The organism is Peribacillus sp. P4_D6 (genome assembly GCF_056401795.1).
The window spans coordinates 1-3,774 of record NZ_JBFUIQ010000223.1 but is presented as its reverse complement, the minus strand read 5'-3'; the positions used below and the strand labels follow the sequence as shown (position 1 = coordinate 3,774).

Annotated in this window: 2 protein-coding genes; both read left to right on the top strand. The window is 37.5% G+C overall.

Features of this window, described 5'->3' with window-relative positions:
• Positions 1 to 375 precede the first annotated feature (375 nt).
• Positions 376 to 1,245, top strand: a complete 870-nt coding sequence (locus AC1DVB_RS25770) for a cation diffusion facilitator family transporter (RefSeq protein ID WP_477591624.1) — start codon at positions 376 to 378, stop codon at positions 1,243 to 1,245.
• A gap of 451 nt (positions 1,246 to 1,696) precedes the next feature.
• Positions 1,697 to 3,325, top strand: a complete 1,629-nt coding sequence (gene abc-f, locus AC1DVB_RS25765) for a ribosomal protection-like ABC-F family protein (protein ID WP_477591622.1) — start codon at positions 1,697 to 1,699, stop codon at positions 3,323 to 3,325.
• Positions 3,326 to 3,774 lie beyond the last annotated feature (449 nt).

Sequence of the window (3,774 nt, the reverse complement as noted above, 5' to 3'; positions counted from 1 at the left end):
GTGTTAAGCCAAGTCTAAAATTGGACTTAGTTGAAATGAAACAATATCCAAACGGGGTGATTAAACCGACATATAATATTATTTATGCGTAGGAACTTCACTCCCTAAATAAGTTGTACTTATACTTAGCTGTGAGGGTTGTGTTACCGCAACCCTTTTCTAATGCAACAAATCTTCTTTCGGAGGGAAATTTGCAGCATAAGGGCTTTTCCTATAATAAAACTACCATAAATATTATTCTATTCAGATAGTTTGCCATATGCAACATAGTTATCTATCTCTTAATTATATAAAGCGATACAAAAAGGTTGCTATAGACCCACCCATTTTTAAGTTGATATGATATTCAGGTACTTAATTGTGGGGGGAAGTTGAATGGAAGAACAAAAATATAATGACCTCAAATTAGGCGAACGTGGTGCAATCATCAGTATTATTGCTTATATTTGTCTATCAATCATGAAGCTGGCTATCGGATACATAAGCGACTCAGCGGCTTTAAAAGCGGATGGGTTGAACAACACGACTGATATTATCGCGTCCCTTGCCGTATTGATCGGTTTAAGGCTAGCTCAAAGACCCCCCGATAAAGATCATGGTTATGGTCATTGGAAGAGTGAAACGATTGCATCAATGGTAGCTTCATTTATCATGTTTGCCGTTGGTATACAAGTATTGATAGATGCTGTTGCTTCCATGCTTAAAGGTGGAGAGGAATCACCTGACATTATTGCCGGATATGTAGGTGTTTTATCAGCAATAGCCATGTATTTTGTATACCGATATAATAAAAAGCTTGCTGTGAAAATTAACAGTAAAGCCGTTATGGCAGCTTCGAAAGATAATATTTCCGATGCTTGGGTAAGTATAGGAACAGCTATAGGGATTTTCGGCTCCCAATTAAACATGCCTTGGCTTGATCCTCTTACTGCCATCATTGTTGGATTATTAATATGCAAAACAGCCTGGGATATATTCAGTCAAGCCTCACATGAACTTTCTGACGGTTTTGATGAAAATAAAATTCATCTATATAAGGATGTAATTACAAATGTAGATGGGGTCAAGGGGATAAAAGAAATTAAAGGAAGAAATTACGGGAACAATGAAGTGATTGATGTTGTGATCCTTGTCAATTCTACCTTGGATATTAAAGAAGCACATGATATAGCGACACATGTAGAAAAAGTGATGATGAAAGATCATGGAGTGTATGATGTTCATGTCCATGTAGAGCCCAATTAACWCTCTCTTTCATTATGAATTAAAAAAAGGTCTAAATCTGCTTTACAAACATATGAATGATATGCAATCATTAATTCATTACATTGGAAGGAAAAGGTACCTTATACAATGAAGCAGTAATCTTATCAAATAAACAGTAAATCTGAATCAATTTCAATGGGTGTAATCGGTTAGATATGTTCAATGCAAATGCGCCGTCACTTTGTTTGCTTACCGGATTTATCGGTAAGTAAAGTGAATTCATTTTTTCATTTGAACAAGAATCTTTTTAGATACCCATGTGAGGTTTTTAATGATTATGTTTAGAGATGGGATTCGTCTGTTCGTTTATAGGTACTAATTCATATACAATTACTTTTTCTGATATCCAATCAGATGAGGTATATTTGGTTTATGTATATTAATTTAGTAACAGGCGATCTCTCTCTAGAAAAATGGAGGGGGATTTTTTATGTTATTTTTAAAAGCGAATGATTTAAAGAAAAGCTACGGAAGCCGTGAAGTTCTTTCTGTTGATACACTTCATCTTTACAGTCATGACCGTGTTGGTTTGGTTGGCAGGAATGGAGAAGGTAAAACGACCCTGCTTTCTATACTAGCGGGAGTGAGGGAACCCGATTCCGGTCATATCGAGAGCTATGGAACAGTCAGCTATATCCCGCAGATGGAAGAAACTGAACAAGAAATAAGCGGGGTATTAACGAGTATATGGAAACTGCCCGATGAGAATCAAGAAATCATAAGCGGCGGTGAACGAACCCGAAGAAAAATCGCCGCAGCCCTTTCTTCCAATGCGGATGTATTGATCGCGGATGAACCTACCAGCCATTTGGATATATTCGGAATTGAACAATTGGAAAAAGATTTGAAATCTTTTAATGGCGCTATTTTGCTTACTTCACATGATAAAGCATTCTTGAATCRTCTATGTACAACAATATGGGAAGTTGAGCAAGGCAAGGTAACGGTATATGAAGGGAATTACGAAGCGTATATAGAACAAAAGCAGGCAAAAACAGAAAAGGAAAATAAGCAATATGAAGAGTATACCCGCGAAAAGAACCGGTTGAAACAGGCTGCACAAAACCTCCAAGCTAAATCCGATTCAATTAGGAAAGCCCCTAAACGAATGGGTAATTCAGAAGCAAGGCTGCATAAACGGAGCTCCGGGAAACAGAAGGCGAAATTGAACCGTTCTGCTGAAGCGATCGAAACTCGAATCGAAAAATTAGCAAAAAAAGATAAACCGAGGGAAGATCCCCCCATCATCTTTGATATATCAGAATTTCCATCTTTGCATAGCAAAAGGGTCATTCGATTTAATGGCTGTTCCCTGAAAGTCGGGTCACGGGTGCTGAAACAACATATTTTTGGAGATGTCCCCTTAGCTTGCAGACTCGCCATCAATGGTCAAAATGGTTCAGGAAAAACGACATTATTGAAAAAGATAGTGGAAAGGCACCCAGATTTATATGTCGCGATGCCAGCAAAGATTGGATTTTTTGCCCAACAACAAGAAAATTTAAATGAAAGTAAATCGGTTCTCGAAAATATATTGGAGGACAGTCCCTACAATCAAGCCTTTATTCGTACACTATTATCACGATTAGCTTTTAAAGGAAATGACGTTCACAAACAAGTAACACTTTTAAGCGGTGGGGAAAAAGTCAGGGCTTCCCTGGCAAAAGTTTTTTTGGGAAACTATAATGTACTGGTTTTGGATGAACCTACAAATTACTTGGATATTCATACTAAAGAGGCTTTAACAGAAGTGTTAAAAGCATATCCAGGAACGATCGTTTTTGTGACTCATGATCGTTCATTGATCCAATCGCTAGCAACACATTCACTTTCATTTGAAAAAGAACCCCCGAGAGTATGTGCTATAAATAAGGAATCARCAAAATCAGCCACTCGCAAGGATGGCCTTGAAGATAAACAGGCTGAGCTTCTTATGATTGAAGTGCAAATCATCGAGACACTTGGTAAACTGTCCAGTGTTATGAAGGAAGAGGAAAAAGCGGAATTGGATAGGGAATACCTCCAACTCTTGAACAAGAAAAAAGAGCTTGAAGAATAAGTGCAAACCATAAAAGGCCCTTCTCAATCGAGAGGGCCTTTATGATTTAGTTTATGTTACATTTATTAAAAGACCATTAAAAAGGATTAAGGTAAATTCATCCTGATTGGAGATCAAATGAAAATTTGATCATTAAATGGCTATGGGGAGCTAAGATTAAGGCAGCCATCGTCACTGTTGAAAAAGGTGTGTACTATATGTTGAAAGAGTACAGAGTCAGCTTAATATAAGTTCCAAAAGACCAGAAATTTTTCTGTTGATAAGAATGCTGGCAAAGCCACTATCATTGATTTGTTCCTGCAAAATCTAAGCCCCTTACTCATATGAGTAGGGGCTTCAGTTTGTAGACAAAAGGGGTTCGGAATTAAAAAATTCTGAACCCCTTTTGAAATTCCCTTTGAATTTCCGCCTAAAGTTAAGAGATTGGGGCTCTACGAGCCCACTATGTT